This is a genomic window from Rhodococcus sp. AB351 (assembly GCF_049538275.1).
Classification (GTDB): Bacteria; Actinomycetota; Actinomycetes; order Mycobacteriales; family Mycobacteriaceae; genus Rhodococcus.
The window spans coordinates 254,131-274,890 of sequence record NZ_JBMVFW010000002.1; the positions used below are offsets into that span (position 1 = coordinate 254,131).

Sequence of the window (20,760 nt, forward strand, 5' to 3'; positions counted from 1 at the left end):
TCAGTCGTGCGGGAGGTCGCTCGCGTCGGCACCGAACGTCGCGAGTTCCTCCCGCACGACGTCGAAGGCCATCCCCTGCGCGTAGCCGCGCCGGGCCAGCATCCCGACCAGCCGCCGCACCAGCTTGTCGCGTTCGGCCGCGATCTCGCGCCGATCGCCCTCGGTGGGCAGCGGCGGCTGGGTGCGGAGCTTCTTGCGGACGAGTTCGACCGCCCGTTCCCGTTCGTCGGCGGTGTCGATCTGTTCGAGGGCGGCCGCTGCGTCGTCGGCGTCGATTCCCTTGCGGCGCAGTTCGAGTGCGATCGCGCGCTTGCCCTTCCCGGCGTGCAGATGCCGTGAACGCGCCCACTGGTTCGCGAAATCCGCGTCGTCGATCAACCCGACCTCGGTGAGCCGATCGAGGGCACGTTCGGCGACGTCGGACGCGAACCCTTTCTGCTCGAGTTTCGTCGCGAGCTCGGATCGGCTGCGTGCGCGATCGGTCAGCAGACGAAGGCAGACGTCCTTGGCCTGCGCTTCGGTGCCGCCGCCGGGCAGTTCCTGCTCGGTGCGAGCCGAGCGCCGCCGTCCGCGTCGTTCGCGTCGGGCGTCGGGCCGTCGTTCCTCGGGGTCGTCCATGACGCGCACAGTAACCGGACCCACCGACAACGCGGCCGGGTGCGGATACGCCGCGGGGGCACGGACGCGATGTGCGTCCGTGCCCCCGCAGAGCCGTGGGTGGTGACTAGAAGTCGACCGGCTCCTCGACGTCGCTCGGATCGGTGAGAACGGCACCGATGCCGAGCTTCTCCTTGATCTTCTTCTCGATCTCGTCGCGCACATCGGTGTTCTCGAGCAGGAACTTGCGGGCGTTCTCCTTGCCCTGCCCCAGCTGGTCGCCTTCGTAGGTGTACCAGGAGCCGGACTTGCGGATGAAGCCCTGCTCGACACCCATGTCGATGAGCGAGCCCTCCTTCGAGATGCCCTGGCCGTACAGGATGTCGAACTCGGCCTGCTTGAACGGAGGCGAGACCTTGTTCTTGACGACCTTCACGCGGGTGCGGTTGCCCACCGCGTCGCCGCCGTCCTTGAGCGTCTCGATCCGGCGCACGTCCAGACGCACCGAGGCGTAGAACTTCAGTGCCTTACCGCCCGTGGTGGTCTCGGGCGAGCCGAACATCACGCCGATCTTCTCGCGCAGCTGGTTGATGAAGATCGCGGTGGTGCCGGAGTTGTTGAGAGCACCGGTCATCTTGCGCAGTGCCTGGCTCATCAGGCGGGCCTGGAGACCGACGTGGCTGTCGCCCATCTCGCCCTCGATCTCGGCGCGGGGCACGAGCGCCGCCACCGAGTCGATGACGATGATGTCGAGTGCACCCGAACGGATGAGCATGTCGGCGATCTCGAGGGCCTGCTCACCGGTGTCGGGCTGGGACACGAGCAGGGCGTCGGTGTCGACACCGAGCTTGCGCGCGTAGTCCGGATCCAGGGCGTGCTCGGCGTCGATGAACGCCGCGATGCCGCCGGCGGCCTGCGCGTTGGCGACCGCGTGGAGGGCCACCGTGGTCTTACCCGACGATTCCGGGCCGTAGATCTCGATGACGCGCCCGCGCGGCAGGCCGCCGATACCGAGAGCCACGTCGAGTGCGATCGACCCGGTGGGAATGACGGCGATGGGCGGACGGACGTCCTCGCCCAGGCGCATCACCGAGCCCTTACCGAAGCTCTTGTCGATCTGCGCGAGGGCGAGCTCGAGCGCCTTCTCGCGGTCGTGAGCCTGTGCTGCCATCTTGGTCCCCTTAATAGAATCTCGTCCTTGTTGTCGACGACGTTAGAACCCGGCACCGACAAGTTCGCTGTCGCGACCGCGGAAACGCCGCATCTGTGGATGGAATCACCACCTGTGGACAACCCACCCGGCGCTCCCAGCATAGCCGAACACGTGTTCGAAAGCCGGTCGCTTCGTGTACGCCAGGAATGGTCGCATCCCGGTCGGACAGAAAATCGATCCCGCCATCGACTCCGGCATCGATTCCTGCCCGGAACAGCCCCGGCCGGCTCCGCGCTACCGCCGCACGGGCGGGACGTCGAATTCGTCGCAGAGCGCGCGCCACACCTCTCGGGGCTCCTGTCCCGCCTCGATCGCCTCGGCCGCCGTCCGTCCACCGAGCGAGAGCAGCACGTGATCGCGCAGCAGGGCATCGCCGTGCATCTGTCCGAACTCGTCCCGGACCACCTCGTAGAACTCCGTCAACCGCACCCCGACCACGGTAGTCGCGCTCGGTGCGGCGCGACAGTCAGTCCGCTGCGGCCTCGCACACCGCGACCGGATCCTCCACGTCACCGGCACCGTCCGCGGCCGCACGAGCCGCGGCGGCGAAGTCCGGCGAGGACAACACGGTGTCGATCGCGGAGCGGACCGCATCCGCGTCGAGCGGACGCACCACCACCGCACTCCCCTGCCGCGCGGCGCGGTTCGCCAGCTCCCACTGGTCGCCGCCCCCGGGCACGATCACCGCAGGAACCCCCGCGCTCAACGTCTTGGCGAGCATCCCGTGCCCACCTCCGCACACGACGACATCGGCCTGCCGGAGCAGGACGTCCTGCCTGCCACGACCCGCGACCGCCCAGCTCGGCAGCGACTGCTGCGGAGGGTCGAGCATCGTCGCCGCGACCCGCATCCCGGCCCCGGCGAGTGCGTCGCAGACCGTCTCGACCATCCCGGTCACCCCGGTGACCGCGGTCGACGGCGCGACCATCACGAGAGGTCCGTCACCCGGCGGCGGATCGAGGATCTCCGCGGTGGGTTCCCACAGCAGCGGACCGACGACGTGCGCGTGCCCGGGCCAGTCGGGGCGGGGCACCTCGAGTGCCGGCAGGGTGGCGATCAGCCGGGCCCGGGGCCCGGGATCGCGCGCCGGCAGGCCGATCCCGACGCGTGCGGCCGAACGCTCGCGCTCCCCCTGCCGCAGCGATCTCGCGGTCATCGCCCGCAACGCGGCGTCCCTCAACCGGCCCCGCACGCCCCTGCCCACATCGAGACCGCTGCCGATCGGCGGGAGCCCGCGCGACGGCAGGTACAACGGGTGCGGCGAGAGCTCGACCCACGGGATCCCCAGGCGCTCGGCGGCCATCCCTCCGCCGGCGGTGAGCACGTCCGCCACCACGAGGTCGGGTAGCAGGGCTCCGAGATCCGGGAGCATCTCGCTCGCGATGTGGGCGGCACGGGCGTGGATCTTCGCCCCCGCGTCGCCGTCGTCGTCCCCGAGCCGGGGCGCGAGCCCCTTCAACTCAGCGAACGTCACTCCGGGCAGTTCGAGGCCGAGCCATCGTTCGCCTGTGAAGACGACCGCGTCGTGCCCGGCATCCGCGAGCCGCAGCGACAACGCGATCGCCGGAATCGCATGACCCGCATCGGGCCCGGCCACCACCGCCACTCGCACGCGCACAGCCTGCCACAGGCCACCGACGGCGGGACGCTTCCTATCCCGCGAAGGTGTACAACTCGAACCCGGAGGCGCGCTCGGCAGCGAATCCCGGCAGCGGCGCCGATGCGCGCTCCACCTGTTCGCGCGCTTGTGCCTCCACCGGCCTGTCGTCGAGAGCCTGCAGGTACAGACGGTGCGCCGCGAGGGACTCAACTGCCAGTTCGACCGTATCGGTCACGTCCACCGCGTGGGTCGGAGGCGAACCCGGACACACGGCAGCCCATCGCACGCCGTGCCACGGTTCCAGACCGCGTTCGGTGAGTTCCGGGAAGATCCATTCGTTCGCGGCATCGGAGACGGCGTCGAGGACGCTGATCCCGAGCGCCCGATGGTCGGCACTGTTGACCCAGCCCGGCCGGGGCGACAGCCCGAACGCGAGCGTGACCACCATCTCAGGACGATGACGTCGGATGGCGGAAGCGATGTCGCGACGGAGATCGAGACTCGGGACGAGTCGACCATCCGGGTGCCCGAGGAACTCGACGGTATCCACTCCGACGATCCGCGCGGACTCGCGCTGCTCCGATTCCCGCACCGGCCCGCTCTTCTCGGGCGACAGACCGGCGATGCCCGCCTCGCCACTGGTGGCCAGAACGTAGGAAATCTCCTTGCCCTGTCGGGTCCACCGCGCGATCGCCGCCGCCGCGCCGTATTCGATGTCGTCCGGGTGGGCGACGACGACGAGTCCGTCCTGCCAGTCCTCCGGTACCGCCTCCACAGCTGCCCCCTTCGTCCTACAGACGTGTCAGGTCGTGCTTGTCACCTCCCGATACTGCCTTGTACAGCAGGTATCCGCCGAAGATCACGGCGCCGAGTACGAGAAAGCCGAACAGGTTGTCGAGCAGGGCACCGAGGACGGCGAGACCGACCCACACCACCGCGACGATTCCTACGATCTTCCAGAACATTGGGTACTCCCACCCTCGATGCCGACCTCTTCCGTGCCGGACTCCGTTTGCTCGGTACGCCTCGATCCTGACAGCTCGAGTGGAGAAAAACAGCAGGTCAGCGCAGATATCAGGGAAAGATCAGGGGACACCCGGAGACGCACCCCGGGTGTGGCCCACGGGCACCCGGAGGTGGGTCGGTGACCCGCGGCACGCCGGTACGGCTTAGGCTCTACGGGTTCACCGTCCATACCGGAAGGCTGAGTAATCGTGTCCACGTCCCGCCGTATCCCCGCGCGCGACCTCGCGCAGATCGCCGTCTTCGCCGCCCTGATCGTCGCCCTGGGACTGCCCGGTCAGATCAGCATCGGATCGTCCGGCGTGCCCATCACGTTGCAGACCCTCGGCGTGATGCTCGCGGGTGCACTGCTCGGCGCACGCAAGGGTGTCCTGTCGGTGCTCACCGTGATCGTGCTGGGACTGGCGCTGCCCGTACTCGCCGGCGGGCGCACGACCCTCACCTCGCTGGCCGGTCCCACGGTGGGCTTCCTCATCGGCTGGGTTCCTGCCGTCGCCGTGATCGGCTGGCTGAGCATGAAGATGCTGCCGCGATACCGCACGTTGCCCGGTGTGGCCGTCAACGTCCTCGGTGGCATCGTCGTTCTCTACGCCTTCGGTATCGCGGGCATGGTCCTGCGCACGGATCTCACGGTGTGGGCCGCCGCTGCTGCCAACGTCACCTTCCTGCCGGGCGATCTCGCCAAGGCGGTCGTCGCCGCAGCGGTCGCCGCCCAGGTGCACCGCGCCTATCCCGCACTGGCGGCACCGCGCATCGCGCCCCGCCCCGCTGCGGATCCCGCGCACTGACGCCGCCGCCCGACCGTCGATGAGCGAGATCCGATTCCGGGAGGTGCGGCACGCCTACGGCGACCGCACCGTCCTCGACGGGGTCGACGTGGTCCTCACCGAACGACGCGTCGGCATCGTCGGCGCGAACGGCAGCGGCAAGTCGACGATGGCGCGCATGATCAACGGCCTGCTCGTCCCGTCGTCCGGTTCGGTGACCGTCGACGGCCTCGACACAGCGCGCAAGGGCCGGGAGGTCCGCAAGAAGGTCGGATTCGTCTTCACCGACCCGGACCATCAGATCGTCATGCCGACGGTCGCCGAGGACGTCGCCTTCTCGCTCCGACGCAGCGGACTCGGCAAGGAGGAACGCGAGGCCCGGGTACGGCAGGTCCTCGCCGACTTCGGGCTCGCGGGGCATCACGACCACCCCAGCCACCTGCTCTCGGGCGGCCAGAAGCAGTTGCTCGCGCTCGCCGCGATCATGGTGACCGACCCGGCGGTGCTCGTCGCGGACGAACCGACGACCCTGCTCGACCTGCGCAACACGAAGCTCATCGCGCGCACCTTCGCGAGCCTGCCACAGCAGGTGATCGCGGTGACCCACAATCTCGAACTCCTCGCGGACTTCGATCGTGTGCTGGTGGTCGATTCGGGGCGGGTCGTCGCCGACGACGAACCGGCGTCCGCGCTCGCGTTCTACCGGAATCTGATCGGGTGAACACTTTCGGCCTCTACCATCCCGGACGCTCCGTCCTGCATCGGCTTCCGGCGGGAGCGAAGCTGCTCGCGGTGGCAGCACTGATCCTCGCCCTGACCCTGTGGATCCGGCAGCCCTGGCAGGTGCTGCCCGCCCTGGCGTTGGCCGTGCTCGCGTACGCGGCCGCGCGCATACCTCCGCGTCTGGCCGCTGTGCAATTGCGGCCGCTGGTGTGGATGCTGGCGATCATCGCAGCGTTCCAGGTCCTGGTGGCGGGATGGGAACGGGCGGTGGTGATCTGCGGGTCGCTGCTCGTGGCGGTCGCTCTGGCCGCCCTCGTGACCCTCACGACGCGGACCACCGAGATGCTCGACGCGATCGTGCGGGCGGCGCGTCCCCTCGCGCGCGTCGGGGTCGATCCCGATCGGGTGGGACTCGTGCTGGTGATGACCGTCCGGGCCATCCCGCTGATCGGCACCGTGGTCACCCGCGTGACCGAGGCACGCAAGGCGCGTGGTCTCGGATTCTCGTTGCGGGCCCTCGTGGTTCCGGTGGTGGTGGGAGCGCTGCGCACCGCGGAGGCGATGGGTGAGGCCCTCGCCGCTCGTGGTGTGGACGACTGACCGGTGTCGACGGCCGACGTGCTCGGCTCGCGGTGTCGATGACGGAGGTGTTCCACCCCTCAGGGGCGGTAACGCTGCTCGATCTGTCCCAACTCGCGCCAGGACTGCGCCCAGCTCTCGAGCTTGTCGGACGTGGCGATCAGTTCGGCGCGTCGCTGGTCGAGCATCGCCAGCGACCGGTTGCCCTCGGCGGTCGCGGCGAGGCGTGCGGCGGCGGCGACGAGTTCCTCGAACTGGTCGACACCCGTCCCGAGACGCTCGCCGGCGTCGACGATGGCGGCGGAGAGATGGGTCTTCGCGGCCGCACTGCCCCGCGCGGCGGATTCGAGGGCCACGACGTCCTCGACGACGGCATCGAGTGCGGATGCGGCTGCGCGGGCCGCGTCGTCGATCTCGGTGAGGTCGTCGGGGGCCACGGAGTTCGACCGGACGAGCACACCGAGCAGTCGCCGCAGGCTCTCCTCGTTCGCCGCGAGGCGTTCCATCGGGGCGCGGGCGACCGAACCGGCCGGTGGCAGCGACCGGCGGCGCGGCGGCGGTGGGGGCAGCGGCACCGCATCGAGACGACGGAACGTACGGACGGCGAGGACGGCGGGCACCGCGAGAGCCGCCGTGGCTCCCCCGGCCGCGACGAGCGTCCATTCGGGAGCCGACGCGACGGCGAGAGTGGCGGTGCCGATTGCTGTGGTGCCCGAGCCGGCACCGAAGAAACTGGCCCGGCGACGCGCGCGACGCTTCTTACGCCGTAAGCGGGCGGCGGGATCGCGCCAGCGGCGCGCGGCCTCCATCGCGTTGTCGGTGGCGTCGCGGAACGCAGAGACGACCGAACCGGGGATGTTCCCGGTCCGGTCGTCTCCGGAGGCGTTCACGGCGGATCGGTTCCGAGGCGTGCGGATCAGCGGCCGGTGGTACCGGCAGCGTTCGGGGGCTCTTTGCGCGTGTCGACGGCAGGGTTGGCGGGAGTGCCCGGAAGGGCCTCGCCCTTCATCGATGCCCGGATCTGCTCCAGTCGGCTGTGGCCGGCCATCTGGACGGTGGCCTGCTGCACCTCGAGCATGCGGCCCTGCACCGAGTTCTGGGCGAGCTCGGCGGAACCGAGAGCGTTGGCGTAGCGACGCTCGATCTTCTCGCGGACGGCGTCGAGGCTCGGGGTGGTGCCCGGCGCTGCGAGGGTCGAATCCATCGAACGCAGCGACTCGCTCACGCGCTCCTGCATCTTGGCCTGCTCGAGCTGGCTGAGCAGCTTCGTGCGCTCGGCGACCTTCTGCTGCAGCGCCATGGCGTTCTGCTCGACGGCCTTCTTGGCCTGCGCGGCGGCCTGGAGCGACTGGTCGTGCAGCACCTTGAGGTCCTCGACGGACTGCTCGGCGGTGACGAGCTGGGCCGCGAAGGCCTCCGCCGCGTTCGTGTACTGGATCGCCTTCTCGGTGTCGCCCGCCGCCGTCGCCTGGTCGGCCATCATGACGGCCTGGCGAGCACTCGCGTTGAGCTTCTCGACCTCGTCCAACTGACGGTTGAGCTTCATCTCGAGCTGACGCTGGTTACCGATGACGGAAGCCGCCTGCTGCGAGAGCGCCTGGTGCTGCCGCTGCGCGTCCTCGATCGCCTGCTGAATCTGGACCTTCGGATCGGCCTTCTCATCGATCTTCGAGTTGAAAAGCGCCATCAGGTACTTCCAGCCCTTGACGAAAGGATTAGCCATGGGTGTGATCCTGCCTCCATCTGGTACGCCGCGCCGAACGCGACCCGGTACGCGGCCCTCGCGCCCCGGTTCGAAGATCGCCGGTCCGCTGCTACCCCCGACGACCCACCTGCCCCGGCCGGGTCCGTGCACGCACCACGCCCCGGCCGATGTCGCTTACGACCGTATCCGGCGAGGCCGGCACGGTTCGTGATCCATGTTAGGCGGCTGCCAGCGCCTGTGCGGCGGGTGCAGGGATCACCATGCGCGGCTCCTGCGCGAGCAGCCCCGGCTCGGCGGTGGCGCCGTCGTCGGACCGCTCGGCGGGTGCCGTGGCGGCTGCGGTGGTCTCCATGCCCGCGCGACGGTCGACGCCGTCCGCCAGCAGACCGCTCACGTCGAACAGCACGTCGGACAGCGGGACGTCCAGTGCATCGCAGATGGCCGCGAGCAGTTCGCTCGAGGCCTCCTTCCTGCCGCGCTCGATCTCCGAGAGATAGCCGAGGCTGACCCGGGCGCTGCTGGAGACTTCGCGCAGGGTGCGGCTCTGCGAAACACGGGTGCGCCGAAGGCTGTCACCGAGTGCCTCACGCAACAACAGCGCCATCCCATCCTCCTTCGTCCGTCGTGCCGACACCTCGTCAACGCACGACGACGCTGCGAGGTTCCCGCAGATCGATCGGACCTCGATACCGCGGTGTCCAGACATTACAACGCCGACGGCGGTTGCAGACGTCCGAGTAGTCCCGACACAGCGGTGTCGGCCGCACCGGGCCGGATCCCGCACGTGCCGCACGTGGTTACCGGACGCGGTTACGGGGCAGGGTCACCGGGCGTCCTCACCCACCGTGCGACCGTCGTCCGGCGTGTCCTGGGCGGCGACGTCGTCCGCCGGCCCGTCCTCCGCCCGGACGGTCTCGCTCCGGCGCACCCCGGTACGCAGCCGGATCGCCTGGACCACATAGTCGAGTCCCGTCACCACCGTCAGGGCGACCGCGAGGATCATCAGGCCGATCGCCACCGGTGCCACCGAGTCCGGCAGCGGCAGCAGGTAGACGCCGATCGCGAGCGTCTGTACCAGGGTCTTGAGCTTGCCGCCGCGACTCGCCGGGATCACGGCGTGCCGGAGCACGGCGAACCGCAGGGCGGTGATCCCCAGTTCCCGGGCCGCGATGATCCCGGTGACCCACCACGACAGGTCGCCGAGCAACGACAGGCCGACCAGCGCGGCACCGATGAGGGCCTTGTCGGCGATGGGATCGGCGAGTTTGCCGAAATCGGTGACGAGACCGTGCTTTCGCGCGAGTTGACCGTCGATCCGGTCGGTGATGGCGGCGATCGCGAAGACTCCGGTCGCCGCGAGCCTCCACACGGTGTCGTGCCCGTCGCCGACGAAGAGCAGCACCAGGAAGACCGGCACCAACGCGATCCGGCCCACCGTCAGGATGTTGGCGATGTTCCACAACGGCACCGGATCGTGCGGGCTCCCGGCGTGCGGTCCCGGTGCGGCGCCGCTCCCGCCCGACGCGGTGACATGCTGGCGGGGCGTGCTCATGTGCCCCACAATATCGGTAGCCGCACGCGCTACTGTTCACCGCATGACGACACCGCCGACGAACCACGACTCGAACGATCGAATGGTCGTCCGGCGCGCCCGAACCTCCGACGTGCCCGAGATCAAGCGGCTCATCGACATCTACGCGGGCAAGATCCTGCTCGAGAAGAATCTGGTGACCCTGTACGAGGCCGTCCAGGAGTTCTGGGTCGCCGAACTCGGAGGGCAGGTCGTCGGTTGCGGTGCCCTGCACGTGCTGTGGTCGGATCTCGGCGAGGTACGCACCGTGGCCGTCGATCCGTCGGTCAAGGGTCACGGCGCGGGTCACCTGATCGTCGCGCGCCTCATCGAGGTCGCCCGCGAGCTCGAGCTGGAACGATTGTTCGTGCTCACCTTCGAGGTGGAATTCTTTGCGCGGCACGGTTTCGCGGAGATCCAGGGGACTCCTGTGACGGCCGAGGTCTACGCGGAGATGTGCCGGTCGTACGATACGGGCGTCGCGGAGTTCCTGGACCTGAGCTATGTGAAACCGAACACGCTCGGGAACACCCGGATGCTCCTCACCCTCTGATCGAGACCACGAAAGCGAGGCCCGCATGGCCCTGTTCGCCGTCGAGTACACCTATTCGGACGCGACCGCCTCGGCGCGCGACGAGCACCGCCCGAAGCACCGCGCATGGCTCGGCGATCTCGTCGAACAGGGCATCGTGCGGGCAACCGGCCCGTGGACGGACGGTTCGGGTGCGCTCATCCTCGTCGACGTGGCCGACGAGGCCGCGGCGCGCGAACTGATGGCCCAGGACCCGTTCGCGCAGCGCGACCTCGTCGATGCCGTGCGCATCACCGGGTGGAACCCGGTGATGGGCGTATTCAACTCCTGACGGATTCCTTCTCGCCGCGCGTTTTCAGCAGGCTGGCCACCGTCGTCACGGCCAGCACGCCGACGATCACGACCAGGGACACGCCGGTGGAGATCTCCGGGACGGCGACGTGCTCGCCGCCGTTGATCCAGCCGAGCGTGTTCTCGTGCAGGGCGTGGAGCACCAGCTTCACGCCGATGAACGCCAGGATGATCGACAGTCCGTAGGACAGGTAGACCAGCCGCTCGAGCAGACCGCCGATGAGGAAGAACAGCTGTCGCAGACCCATCAGCGCGAAGGCGTTCGCGGTGAACACCAGGTACGGCTCGTTCGTCAGACCGTAGATCGCGGGGATCGAGTCGAGCGCGAAGAGGATGTCGGTGAACCCGATCGCGACGAGCGCGAGCAGCATCGGCGTGACGAGCTTCTTGCCGTCGATGCGGGTGACGAGCCGGTCGCCGTCGTACTCGTCGTGCACCGGCAGGAACTTCCGGGCCAACTTGACCATCCGGTTCTCCGAGATGCCCTGCGGGTCCTCGCCGTGGTCGCGGATGAGCTTGACGGCGGTGTAGACGAGGAAGAAGCCGAACAGGTAGAACACCCAGCTGTAGGCGTTGATCGCCGCGGCACCGACCGCGATGAAGGCACCACGCATGACCAGGGCCAGCACGATGCCGATGGTGAGAACCTTCTGCTGGTACTCACGGGGCACCGCGAAGGTGGCCATGATGATGACGAAGACGAAGAGGTTGTCGACCGACAACGCCTTCTCGGTGATGTAGCCGGCGAAGTACTCGCCGCCGTAGGTCGGGCCCCAGATCACGAAGACGATCACGCCGAAGAGGATCGCGATGGCGATGAAGACGGCCGACCAGAAGCCGGATTCGCGCAGGGTGGGCGCGTGCGGCTTGCGGACGTGGGCGAAGAAGTCGAAGACGAACAACCCGATGATGACGGCGATCGTGATCAACCAGGTGGTCAGGGTTACGTGCATGGATACACGGGCCTTCCGGTAGGTATGCGTACCTGCCGGAGGTCTCTCCCGCCCGGACTATCGCCGGACCGACGGCCCCGGGACGGCATCGGCGCCGCACGTGTTGACGAGACCGCCGCGGATCAGGGGATACTCCCCTCCACAGCTCCCACGATTGTGCCACACATCGTCACTTCCCGCCGGGAGGACTGTCTCACTGCTCTGCGGCCGGGGCCTCCGCCGGGTCTCCGCCGCCACGGATCGAGTACAGCAGGCCGTCGAGTTCCTCGGGCTTGACCAGCACCTCGCGGGCCTTGCTGCCCTCGCTCGGGCCGACCACGCCGCGGGTCTCCATCAGGTCCATCAGGCGACCGGCCTTGGCGAAGCCGACGCGGAGCTTGCGCTGCAGCATCGACGTGGAACCGAACTGGCTGGTGACGACGAGTTCGACCGCCTGCAGGAACACGTCGAGGTCGTCGCCGATGTCGGGGTCGACGTCCTTCTTGTCGCCGGCCTTCGGGGTGGTGACGCCCTCGTTGTACTCGGGTTCGGCCTGGTTCTTGGCGAAGTCGACGACCCCTGCGATCTCCTCGTCGGTGATGAACGCACCCTGCAGGCGGATCGGTTTGCCCGCGCCCATGGGCAGGAACAGTCCGTCGCCCATACCGATGAGCTTCTCGGCACCGGGCTGGTCGAGGATGACACGCGAGTCGGTGAGCGAACTCGTCGCGAACGCGAGTCGCGAGGGCACGTTCGTCTTGATGAGACCCGTGACGACGTCCACCGAGGGTCGCTGGGTGGCGAGCACGAGGTGGATGCCGGCGGCGCGGGCCTTCTGGGTGATGCGGACGATCGCGTCCTCGACGTCGCGCGGGGCCGTCATCATCAGGTCGGCGAGCTCGTCGACGATGGCGAGAATGTAGGGATACGGCCGGTACACGCGCTCGCTGCCGAGCGGTGCGGTGATCTCCCCCGACTTCACCTTGGCGTTGAAGTCGTCGATGTGCCGCACACGGTTGGCCTGCATGTCCTGGTAGCGCTGCTCCATCTCCTCGACGAGCCACGCGAGCGCCGCCGCGGCCTTCTTCGGCTGCGTGATGATCGGCGTGATCAGGTGCGGGATGCCCTCGTAGGGCGTCAGCTCGACCATCTTGGGATCGATGAGGATCATCCGCACCTCGTCGGGCGTCGCGCGGATGAGCAGCGACACGAGCATCGAGTTGACGAAGCTCGACTTACCGGAACCGGTAGAACCGGCGACCAGCAGGTGCGGCATCTTCGCGAGGTTGGCCGAGACGAAGTCGCCCTCGATGTCCTTGCCGAGACCGATGACGAGGGGGTGGTGGTCGCGGCGGGTCGACGGTGCCGCGAGCACGTCCGACAGACGCACGAGTTCGCGGTCGGTGTTGGGGACCTCGATGCCGACTGCGGACTTACCCGGGATCGGCGCGAGCAGACGGACGTTGTCGGTCGCCACCGCGTACGCGATGTTGCGGGCGAGCGCGGTGATCTTCTCGACCTTGACGCCGGGGCCGAGTTCGACCTCGTAGCGGGTGACGGTCGGGCCGCGGGTGAAGCCGGTGACCGCGGCGTCGATCTTGAACTGTTCGAGAACCTCGGTGATCGCCTCGATCATTTGGTCGTTCGCGGCCGACCGCGTCTTGGGCGGGTCGCCCTTGGTGAGCAGTTCCAGGGAGGGCAGCGTGTAGTCGCCCTCGACCTCGCGGTCGCGGACGAACGTCTCGGCCGGTTCCGGTTCGGAGGTCTGGTCGACGACCTCGGGGACGGGTGCGGCCTTCGGCTTCTTGCGGGCGGGAGCGGGGGCCGGTGCTGCGGCCGGGGTCTCGGCGACCGAGGGCATCTCCAGCGTGGCCGGCGGTGAGGTGGGCTTCTCCGGTTCGGGTGCGCGATCGTCCCACAGCGGGAGCACCTCGGTCTTCGCGTCTCCGTCGAACTCGTCGGGCGGGTAGTTCTCCACCGGGGTACGGCGGCGGCGGGACCGCTTGGGCGCGGGCGGCTCGTCGATCGGGTAGCCGTCGGCGTCGAACATCGGCGGCTCGTCGTAGCCGTAACCGTCGTCGTAGTGGTCGTCGTAGTCGCCGTATTCGTCGTCGGCGCGGTAGCCGAGGCCGAAGTAGTCGCGGAACAGTTCCGGCAGCTCACGCACCGTGGTTCCGGTGAGGAGCAGGATCCCGAAGCCTGCCGCGAGGAGCATCAGCGGCACGGACAGCCAGACGGTGAGGCCGGAGGTGAGTGGTCCGCCCACGGCGGCACCCACGAAACCGGCTCCTTCGGATCGGCCCTCCGCGTCGGTGGGCGAACCGGAGGCGATGTGCCACAGGCCCAGTGCGGGCAGACCGACGAGCAGTCCGCCGACGACGAGCCGGGGACGGATCTCGGGATGCGGTTCGGTGCGCATCAGCGTCACTGCGATGCCGACCGCGACGAGCGGAAGGACCGCGCTCGCACCGCCGGTGACGGCGCGGACGGCCGTCTCGACCCACTCCCCCACCGGGCCACCGACGCCGAACCACACCGTGCCGGCGATGATCACGCCGAGGGCGATCAGTCCGAGCGCGATGCCGTCGCGGCGGTGTCCGGACTCGATCTCGGTGGCGCGACCCATCGTGCGGGTCGTGGCTCCGACGGCGCGGGCCGTCATCATCCAGCCGGCACCGACGGTGCGGCCCACGGCGGTGAGAATCCCCCCGGAACTGCGCCGGGGACGGGCGGGCGCGGGGCGGCGGCTCGCGGCCGGAGCGCGACGCGCGGTGCCACCGCTGCGACGGTTCGCGGTCGAGGCCGCGGCGCGCGGCTTGCGTGCAGCGGTGGACCGGGTGGAACCGGCCGCCTTCGACTTCGCGGTCGATCGGGTCTTCGAAGTGGAGGCACCCGCGCTGCGAGCACGGGAGGTGCTGCCGCCCGAGCCCCGCGCCCCCGTCCGCGACCGAGAGGTCGTAGACGACGTTCCGCGGCTGCCCGACGACTTTCCTGCCATATCCGCCAGGGTAGCCGCACGGACCTCTCATGAACCATCAGCAACACGGGTACCGGGCGGCGGCACTGGTCACACGCCGCCCGGGCGAGCGCTCACAGTCCGCGTTTCGACCCCGCCAGTTCGGTGACCGCCGACTCGTCGCCCTCGATCCCGAGCCGCACCTGATCGCGTCCGAAGGCGTGCAGCACGAGTTCGGACGGTTCGCCGCGCAGCACGACGGTGCGCGGACCGCGCTTGCGCAGGGTGACCCGCTCGCCGGAACCGGACCTTTCGAAGACCACCGTGACGTCGCATCCGCCGTAGCTGTTGCGTCCGATCATCCGCGCGATCCGCCAGAGCTGGTCCTGGTCGTCCGCCGACAGCGTCCGCGGCTCCCATCCGGGCTGCGCGCGGCGCACGTCCTCGTGGTGCACGAACATCTCCGCCGCGTTGGCGACGGCATCGAACAGGAACATCGGCGACCACTTCGGCGGGCCGGAATCGACGTCGGCGAGCAGGTGTGCCCACTGCCGGTCGGTGGCGGAGCGTCGCACCTTCTCCGTGTGATCGGCCAGGGCCGGGACGACGATGCCGGGCATCGCGTCCACGCGGCGCTCGCGGACGAGCAGGTGTGCGGCGAGATCCCGGACCGTCCAATCGCCGCAGAGCGTCGGCGCGTCGGGTCCGACCTCGGACATGGTGCGGACGAGGGCATGTCGTTCGCTTCGGGCGAGGCTCATTCCGCCACTCTAGCGATCACCATCGCCCGCGCCCATCGCGCGAGCCCGCGTGTTCGGCGGACCCGCGCGGACCGCGCTCAGGAGACCGGGATCACCGTGGGCACGATCATCGGGCGACGACGATAGGTCTCGGCGACCCAGCGTCCGACGACCCGGCGGATGCCCTGGGCGATGCGATGGGTCTCCGTGACCCCTTCGGCAGCGAGTTCGTTGAGCGCCTTGTCGACGAGCTGCGCTGCTTCGTTGAGCGCGCCCGGATCGTCGGAGAAACCGCGACCGGAAACCTCCGGGGTGCTCACCGCACGGCCGGTCGTGGCGTCGACCGCGACGGAGATCGAGATGAAACCACCCTCGCCGAGGACGAGACGATCGGACAGCGTGGACTCGCCCACGTCGCCCACCGACAGGCCGTCGACGTAGACGTGACCGACCGGGACGCGCCCGACGATCTCCGCGAGTCCGTCGACCATGTCGACGACCACACCGTCCTCCGCGAGCACGATCCGCTCGCGGGGAACACCCGTGGCCTCGGCCAGGGCGGCGTTCGCCCGCAGGTGGCGCCACTCGCCGTGGACGGGCATCGCGTTGGTGGGACGCACCGCGTTGTAGAGGTACAACAGTTCGCCGGCCGACGCGTGACCGGAGACGTGCACCTTCGCGTTCTGCTGGGTGACGACCTTCGCGCCGCGCTTGGCCAGACCGTTGACGACCGCGAACACCGAGTTCTCGTTGCCGGGGATCAACGACGACGCGAGGACGACGAGGTCGTCGGCCCGGATGTTGATCTGCCGGTGCTCGCCGCGCGCCATCCGGGACAGCGCCGAGAGCGGTTCGCCCTGCGAACCGGTGGAGACCAGCACGACCCGGTCGTCGGGCAGGCTCGCGGCGGTGTCGATGTCGACCTCGAGGCCGTCGGGCACGTTCAGGTAGCCGAGATCCTGCGCGATCTGCATGTTGCGGACCATCGACCGGCCGACGAACGCCACGCGCCGGTTGTAGCGCTCGGCGACGTCGACGATCTGCTGGATGCGGTGCACGTGGCTCGCGAAGGACGCGACGATCACCCGGTTGGTCGCCTTGCCGATGACGGTGTCGAGCACTCCGCCGATCTCGCGCTCGGGCGTGACGAAACCGGGGACCTCGGCATTCGTCGAGTCGACGAGGAACAGGTCGACACCTTCGTCACCGAGGCGGGAGAAGCCCGCGAGGTCGGTGAGACGGTTGTCGAGCGGCAGCTGGTCGAGCTTGATGTCGCCGGTGTGCAGCACGACGCCCGCCGCGGTACGGATCGCGACGGCGATCGCGTCGGGGATGGAGTGGTTGACCGCGAAGTACTCGCACTCGAACGGGCCGTGTGAGGTGGTCTGCCCCTCGACGACCTCGACGAGGTTGGGGCGCTGACGGTGCTCGCGGCACTTCGCCGCGACCAGCGCCAGGGTGAACTTGGACCCGACGACCGGGATGTCGGGGCGCAGGCGCAGCAGGAACGGCACGGCACCGATGTGGTCCTCGTGACCGTGGGTGAGGACGATCGCCTCGACGTCGTCCATCCGGTCCTCGATGTACCGGAAGTCGGGCAGGATCAGGTCGACGCCCGGCTGCTGGTCCTCGGGGAAGAGCACACCGCAGTCGACGACGAGCAGTCGTCCCTGGTGCTCGAAGACCGTCATGTTGCGGCCGATCTCACCGATACCGCCGAGCGCGACGACCCGCAGACCGTCGCGGGGAGCCTTCGGCGGCAGCCCCAATCGCTCGGTGGGGTCGACGATGCGGGCGTCCGGACGCTGGGGGTTCGCCGAGTTCTGCGCGACACGCCGCGGAACGCGGGCGGGAGGACCGGCGTTGCGGGTGGCGCGGCCCCGGCCGCGTGCGGGGCGGCTCATCACAGCACCCCCGCAGCCTGGAGATCCGCCGCGAGAGCGTCGATCTGCGCGGTCACCGGGGCGACCTGCGGCAGACGAGGCTCTCCGACGTCGATGCCGAGCAGCCGCAGACCGGCCTTGGAGGCGCTCACGCCGCCGAGCCGGGCGACGGCGCGGTAGATGGGCACCATCGACAGGTTGATGCGGCGGGCGAGTTCGAGATCGCCGGCCTCGAAAGCGGTGTGCAGCTCGCGGAGGCGACCGGGCACGAGATGGCCGATCACGCTGACGAATCCGACGGCACCGACGGACAGCCACGGCAGGTTCAGCGGGTCGTCGCCCGAGTAGAACTTCAGGTCGGTGGTGCCGATCAGCTCGGCGCCCGCGTTCAGATCACCCTTGGCGTCCTTCACCGCGACGATCCGCGGGTGCTCGGCGAGCAGACGCAGCGTGTCGGTCTCGATCGGCACGACGGATCGAGGTGGGATGTCGTAGAGCATGACCGGCAGATCGGTCGCGTCGGCCACCGCGACGAAGTGGGCGTACAGGCCGGCCTGCGGGGGACGCGAGTAGTACGGGGTCACCACGAGCAGGCCGTGCGCACCCGCCCGCGCGGCGTCGCGCGCGAGCTCGACACTATGGGCGGTGTCGTTGCTGCCGGCACCGGCGATGATCTTGGCGCGGTCGCCGACGGATGCGAGCACGGCCCGCATCAGCTCCATCTTCTCGTTCTCGGTCGTCGTGGGCGATTCGCCGGTCGTACCGGCGAGAACCAGTGCGTCACAGCCACCGTCGACGAGGTAGTTCGCCAGACGCACGCCCGCATCCACGTCGAGCTTGCCATCGGCAGTGAACGGGGTCACCATCGCTGTGGCGACGGTGCCGAACGGAAGCTCGACAGCAGTTGCGGAATCACCGTTGGTCATGGTCAGAAGGCTACCGCGTGGCAGGGCCGCCTCGACACACGCCCGCCCCTCGGAGACGGATCACAGATCGGTGTAGCAGTCGATCGGAGATCGGGGTACAGGTCGATCAGAGATCGGTCGCGAGCGTGGGAGCTGCGATCTCGCTGCCGTCGGCCAGCTTCGTGATCGCGAAGTCCGAGAACGCGTTCGGTGCGGCATCCGCGAGCTGACGCACACATTCGACGGCGAGACGCCGGATCTCGACGTCGGCATGTTCGGTCGCGCGCATGGCGACGAAGTGACGCCACGATCGGTAGTTGCCGGTGACGACGATGCGGGTCTCCGTGGCGTTGGGGAGCACCGCCCGGGCGGCCTCCCGGACCTGCTTGGCGCGCAACGGACCGGCGGGAAGATGCGAGAGCTTCTCGTCGAGCGCCGCCAACAGCGCCACATAGGCCTCGCGGCTGCGCTCCGCGGCCGCGAAGAACAACTCCTCGAGTTCGGCATCGCCCGCGATCGCGGGCGGAACCACCACGGGCACCTCACCGTCGGCGACGAAACGCTGCGACAGCTGGGAGAACGAGAAGTGCCGGTGCCGGATCAGCTCGTGCGTGCACGAACGGGAGATGCCGGTGATGTAGAAGGTCGCCGTCGCGTGTTCGAGAACGGACAGGTGCCCCACGGTGAGCAGGTGACGGAGATATCCGGCGTTCGTCGCGGTGCGCGGGTTCGGTTTGGACCAGCTCTGGTAGCAGGCGCGACCGGCGAACTCGACGAGCGCTTCCCCGCCCTCGGCGTCGGTGTCCCAGTCGACGTCGTCGGGGACGTGGAACTCCGTCGTGGCGATGAGCCGGACCTTCGGAACGGCGGGTTCGGGCGCCATCGTCTCCTCCTCGCCTGGGTCGTCGCGCATCCTCCGGACGCGCCGTCTCTTCCGTCCGAACACTAACGCGCCTCGACCTGCGACGATCGATGACATCATGATGACACTTGCGTGACATCACTTGTGACGTCACACTGGCGTCATGGACATCGACAAGTACACGTTCGCCATCACGGACTCCGTGATCTCCGCGGCCGAACTCGGCGACGAGCAGACCCGACGCACCGCCGCCGCCCTCGCGACCGCCATCGCCGCACCCGTCCGACTCGCGGTCCTGGCAGCACTGTCCGACATGGCCAACGAGATCAGCGACGAACTCGGCGACCGCACCGTCACGGTGCGCCTCGACGGCACCGATGCCGTCCTCGCCGTCCACAGCGAACCCGCTCCCCCGCACGAGGATCCGACGCCGTCCTTCGAAGAGATGACCGGCGACATCAGCCGGGTGACCCTGCGCCTCGTCGAACAGATCAAGACCAAGGCCGAGGAAGCGGCGCAGCAGAGCGGACTGTCGCTCAATTCCTGGATGGCGCAGGCCGTGCAGGGCGCCCTGCGGGAGCAGATGCGCTATCAGCGCCGTGCCGACGAATGGCGCCGTCAGGGTGGCTGGGCGAAGCCCACCTCGCCCGAACCCACCGAGCAACCGCCATCCGACCCGACCGACACCGCGGGCCCGGACGACACTGCCGGCCGCAACGACACTGCGGGCCCCGACGACACGAACCCGCGCAGCGACGCGTGAGGCACCTCACCGCACGATAGAGTGCCGACGCACACAATCGGGCGACACGGAGGGCGCATGGCGGTCAGCAGCACCAGGAGTTTCGACATCGACGCAACCCCGGAGCAGGTGATGGCCGCGCTCGCCGCGGTCGAACGCCTGCCCGAGTGGTCGTCGACCCACAAGTCCGTCACCGTCGAGTCCACCCACCCCGACGGACGACCGCACCGCGTGCGGATGACCGTCTCCATCGTCGGCATCACCGACGAACAGGTCGTCGAGTACTCCTGGAACGGCGACGAGTCCATGTCGTGGACCCTGGTGGAGAGCAGCCAGCAGCGCCAGCAGGACGGCGCCTACACCCTCATCACCAAGGGATCCGGCACGACGGCCGAATTCTCCCTGACGATCGACCCGAAGATCCCCGTCCCCGGATTCCTCGTGCGGCGCGCCGAGAAGATGGCCCTCGAAACCGCCGGAAAGGGCCTCAAGTCGTTCACGGAGAAGAACTTCCGCTGACGTCAGATGTCACCGGCCGCGGTCGCCGCGACGATGGCGCCGAGCTCGTAGCACTGCTCGCGTACCTTCGCGTCGACCGGTCCGGTGATCTCGAGATCGGCAGCAGCCTGCACGAGACCCAACCCGGTGGTCAAGCGCCGAACCGACGCCACAGCGCCGGCGGTGTCGTTGTTCCCGTGCACCCACAGACCGTAGGGACGGCCGGCCACGGCATCGAGACACGGGTAGTAGACCGTGTCGAAGAAGTGCTTGAGCGCACCCGACATGTAACCGAAATTGGCTGTCGTGCCGAACAGGAAGCCGTCGGCGGCCAGCACATCGGGCACCGTGGCGCCCAGCGCGGGGACCACCCGGACGGTGACACCCGTGATCTCCGGGTCCCGCGCTCCCTCCAGGACGGCTTCGAGGATCTCGCGAGTCGGCGGCGAGGGGGTGTGATGCACCACCAGCACTGTGCGGGATCCGTCCTCGCGCCCTGCCTCGCCCGCCCCTGCCCGGTCTTCCACAGCCTCGTCCGTCACATCAGCAGGCTGCTGCACCATCTCGAGGTTGTCAAAGCCG

General features: G+C 69.0%; 24 protein-coding genes. 7 read left to right on the forward strand and 17 right to left on the reverse strand.

From position 1 onward, the window contains the following. The 6 genes from recX to ACPCXD_RS07245 form a co-directional block, all read right to left on the reverse strand. Entirely contained in the window at positions 1-618 is a 618-nt protein-coding gene (gene recX / locus ACPCXD_RS07220) for a recombination regulator RecX (protein ID WP_016692690.1), read from the reverse strand. Between the two features lie 106 nt (positions 619-724). After that, entirely contained in the window at positions 725-1,768 is a 1,044-nt protein-coding gene (gene recA / locus ACPCXD_RS07225) for a recombinase RecA (protein WP_006551292.1), read from the reverse strand. Between the two features lie 276 nt (positions 1,769-2,044). Continuing rightward, positions 2,045-2,239 carry a DUF3046 domain-containing protein gene (locus ACPCXD_RS07230; protein WP_006551291.1) on the reverse strand — a complete coding sequence of 65 codons (195 nt, stop codon included), beginning with the start codon at positions 2,237-2,239 and terminating at the stop codon, positions 2,045-2,047. 37 nt (positions 2,240-2,276) lie between these two features. Continuing rightward, entirely contained in the window at positions 2,277-3,422 is a 1,146-nt protein-coding gene (locus tag ACPCXD_RS07235; RefSeq protein WP_229567957.1) for a glycosyltransferase, read from the reverse strand. A gap of 40 nt (positions 3,423-3,462) precedes the next feature. Continuing rightward, the gene (locus tag ACPCXD_RS07240; RefSeq protein ID WP_106199985.1) at positions 3,463-4,185 is read right to left on the reverse strand and encodes a PIG-L deacetylase family protein; all 723 of its coding nucleotides are present in this window, start codon (positions 4,183-4,185) and stop codon (positions 3,463-3,465) included. 16 nt (positions 4,186-4,201) lie between these two features. Then, the gene (locus ACPCXD_RS07245) at positions 4,202-4,375 is read right to left on the reverse strand and encodes a hypothetical protein (protein ID WP_006551287.1); all 174 of its coding nucleotides are present in this window, start codon (positions 4,373-4,375) and stop codon (positions 4,202-4,204) included. A 249-nt stretch (positions 4,376-4,624) separates the two neighbouring features. On the opposite strand from ACPCXD_RS07245, the gene ACPCXD_RS07250 reads away from it, so the two are divergent. The 3 genes from ACPCXD_RS07250 to ACPCXD_RS07260 are packed head-to-tail and all read left to right on the forward strand — an operon-like array spanning position 4,625 to position 6,523. Further along, the gene (locus ACPCXD_RS07250) at positions 4,625-5,221 is read left to right on the forward strand and encodes a biotin transporter BioY (RefSeq protein ID WP_423659050.1); all 597 of its coding nucleotides are present in this window, start codon (positions 4,625-4,627) and stop codon (positions 5,219-5,221) included. A 19-nt stretch (positions 5,222-5,240) separates the two neighbouring features. Beyond that, positions 5,241-5,921 carry an energy-coupling factor ABC transporter ATP-binding protein gene (locus ACPCXD_RS07255; RefSeq protein WP_024100681.1) on the forward strand — a complete coding sequence of 227 codons (681 nt, stop codon included), beginning with the start codon at positions 5,241-5,243 and terminating at the stop codon, positions 5,919-5,921. Next, entirely contained in the window at positions 5,918-6,523 is a 606-nt protein-coding gene (locus tag ACPCXD_RS07260; protein WP_088898223.1) for a CbiQ family ECF transporter T component, read from the forward strand. The genes ACPCXD_RS07255 and ACPCXD_RS07260 overlap by 4 nt, the downstream gene beginning before the upstream one ends. 59 nt (positions 6,524-6,582) lie before the next feature. On the opposite strand, the gene pspM is transcribed toward ACPCXD_RS07260, so the two are convergent. The 4 genes from pspM to pgsA all read right to left on the reverse strand — a co-directional run bounded on the left by pspM (position 6,583) and on the right by pgsA (position 9,759). Then, positions 6,583-7,392 (reverse strand): phage shock envelope stress response protein PspM, encoded by an 810-nt coding sequence (gene pspM / locus ACPCXD_RS07265; protein WP_258259316.1) that lies wholly within the window; start codon positions 7,390-7,392, stop codon positions 6,583-6,585. Positions 7,393-7,418: 26 nt separating this feature from the next. After that, the gene (gene pspA / locus ACPCXD_RS07270) at positions 7,419-8,225 is read right to left on the reverse strand and encodes a phage shock protein PspA (protein ID WP_006551283.1); all 807 of its coding nucleotides are present in this window, start codon (positions 8,223-8,225) and stop codon (positions 7,419-7,421) included. A 199-nt stretch (positions 8,226-8,424) separates the two neighbouring features. Continuing rightward, positions 8,425-8,811, reverse strand: coding sequence for a helix-turn-helix domain-containing protein (locus ACPCXD_RS07275; protein ID WP_026061660.1), 387 nt, complete (start codon positions 8,809-8,811; stop codon positions 8,425-8,427). A gap of 219 nt (positions 8,812-9,030) precedes the next feature. Then, a complete protein-coding gene (gene pgsA / locus ACPCXD_RS07280) occupies positions 9,031-9,759 on the reverse strand; it encodes a CDP-diacylglycerol--glycerol-3-phosphate 3-phosphatidyltransferase (RefSeq protein ID WP_016694602.1) in 729 nt (242 codons plus the stop codon). 43 nt (positions 9,760-9,802) lie between these two features. On the opposite strand from pgsA, the gene ACPCXD_RS07285 reads away from it, so the two are divergent. After that, on the forward strand, positions 9,803-10,330 hold the full coding sequence (locus tag ACPCXD_RS07285) for an amino-acid N-acetyltransferase (RefSeq protein ID WP_016694603.1): 528 nt from the start codon (positions 9,803-9,805) through the stop codon (positions 10,328-10,330). A 25-nt stretch (positions 10,331-10,355) separates the two neighbouring features. Next, on the forward strand, positions 10,356-10,640 hold the full coding sequence (locus tag ACPCXD_RS07290; RefSeq protein WP_033096530.1) for a YciI family protein: 285 nt from the start codon (positions 10,356-10,358) through the stop codon (positions 10,638-10,640). Here the strand turns inward: ACPCXD_RS07290 and ACPCXD_RS07295 are convergent. From ACPCXD_RS07295 to thyX, 6 genes are all read right to left on the reverse strand, one after another. Further along, positions 10,630-11,613 carry a TerC family protein gene (locus tag ACPCXD_RS07295; RefSeq protein ID WP_088898225.1) on the reverse strand — a complete coding sequence of 328 codons (984 nt, stop codon included), beginning with the start codon at positions 11,611-11,613 and terminating at the stop codon, positions 10,630-10,632. The genes ACPCXD_RS07290 and ACPCXD_RS07295 overlap by 11 nt on opposite strands. Positions 11,614-11,806: 193 nt before the next feature. Then, positions 11,807-14,590: a DNA translocase FtsK gene (locus tag ACPCXD_RS07300; RefSeq protein ID WP_186455144.1), complete on the reverse strand. Its 2,784-nt coding sequence runs from the start codon at positions 14,588-14,590 to the stop codon at positions 11,807-11,809. A 92-nt stretch (positions 14,591-14,682) separates the two neighbouring features. Beyond that, a complete protein-coding gene (locus tag ACPCXD_RS07305) occupies positions 14,683-15,309 on the reverse strand; it encodes a TIGR03085 family metal-binding protein (protein WP_088898226.1) in 627 nt (208 codons plus the stop codon). 77 nt (positions 15,310-15,386) lie between these two features. Continuing rightward, complete coding sequence (locus ACPCXD_RS07310; RefSeq protein ID WP_016695557.1) at positions 15,387-17,192, reverse strand: ribonuclease J; 1,806 nt, start codon at positions 17,190-17,192, stop codon at positions 15,387-15,389. Next, positions 17,192-18,097, reverse strand: coding sequence for a 4-hydroxy-tetrahydrodipicolinate synthase (gene dapA, locus ACPCXD_RS07315; RefSeq protein WP_016695556.1), 906 nt, complete (start codon positions 18,095-18,097; stop codon positions 17,192-17,194). Before dapA ends, ACPCXD_RS07310 begins: the two co-directional genes overlap by 1 nt. Before the next feature lie 106 nt (positions 18,098-18,203). Next, the gene (thyX, locus tag ACPCXD_RS07320; RefSeq protein ID WP_060651230.1) at positions 18,204-18,959 is read right to left on the reverse strand and encodes an FAD-dependent thymidylate synthase; all 756 of its coding nucleotides are present in this window, start codon (positions 18,957-18,959) and stop codon (positions 18,204-18,206) included. A gap of 142 nt (positions 18,960-19,101) precedes the next feature. Between thyX and ACPCXD_RS07325 the strand changes: the two genes are divergently transcribed. Continuing rightward, entirely contained in the window at positions 19,102-19,701 is a 600-nt protein-coding gene (locus ACPCXD_RS07325) for a hypothetical protein (RefSeq protein WP_145691778.1), read from the forward strand. 57 nt (positions 19,702-19,758) lie between these two features. Beyond that, positions 19,759-20,199 carry an SRPBCC family protein gene (locus tag ACPCXD_RS07330; protein WP_145691779.1) on the forward strand — a complete coding sequence of 147 codons (441 nt, stop codon included), beginning with the start codon at positions 19,759-19,761 and terminating at the stop codon, positions 20,197-20,199. A 2-nt stretch (positions 20,200-20,201) separates the two neighbouring features. Here ACPCXD_RS07330 and ACPCXD_RS07335 read toward each other — a convergent pair whose 3' ends face one another. Beyond that, on the reverse strand, positions 20,202-20,705 hold the full coding sequence (locus ACPCXD_RS07335; protein WP_051424906.1) for a flavodoxin family protein: 504 nt from the start codon (positions 20,703-20,705) through the stop codon (positions 20,202-20,204). Between the last annotated feature and the right edge of the window lie 55 nt (positions 20,706-20,760).